The sequence below is a fragment of the Streptococcus sp. OH4692_COT-348 genome, from assembly GCF_003859975.1.
Taxonomy (GTDB): Bacteria; Bacillota; Bacilli; order Lactobacillales; family Streptococcaceae; genus Streptococcus.
Genome location: NZ_RQZB01000047.1, coordinates 1 through 687, shown reverse-complemented (window position 1 = coordinate 687; position 687 = coordinate 1). Strand labels below are relative to the sequence as shown.

Genomic DNA, 687 nt, shown 5'->3' with positions numbered 1-687 from the left:
TAAATATTCACAATTTTGAAATTTGTTATTATCAATACTTAAAATCAAGCAGTTAATAGCAAGTTGAGCAACTAACTTTTTATTATTTTTATTTAGAGTAGAATAGATATATTTTTTTAACATTTCTCGTGTTAATAGGAAATAAGAATCATAGTTAATTGTTCTAACACAGTTGCCTAATAGAATTATTTCATAGTATCCCCAATCTTCAACTTTGAACAGGTAGTCTGTCAACTGCAACATCTCGTCTTTAGTTGGTTTAAATGTATTATTTGCTGAATGGATTATTGATTTAACCATAGTTTTTTCAATAGGGTTTAAGTTAAACTTTGATGAGTCAGAGAGTAGAGAAGTAATATTAGTAATATTTTGTGCCGAGTACTCTTTTCTGATGTAGTGAATCAAATCAAAAAAATTTTTATTACTAATGTGCTCACTATTGTGTAAAATAAGGAATTCATCTAAAGAAATATGTAATTTATCTAATATATTGATAAGACGACTGCAAGATATTTCAGATTCACCTCGTTCAAATCTAGAAATTTGAGATTTCGATAGATGTTGATCTGCAATTGAGCATAAACTAATTTGCTTGCCAATACGAATTTTTCGGAGTGTTTTACCAAGATTTGATTTCATAACTTTTCCCACTTTCCCAACAAAAAGTAAAATTAAATATCTTTATTA

General features: G+C 27.1%; 1 protein-coding gene. It reads right to left on the bottom strand.

The window, feature by feature from the left end; translation table 11 throughout:
• On the bottom strand, positions 1-639 hold a 639-nt coding region (locus EII37_RS10800), incomplete at its 3' end, for a helix-turn-helix domain-containing protein (RefSeq protein WP_142997537.1).
• Positions 640-687: the final 48 nt, after the last annotated feature.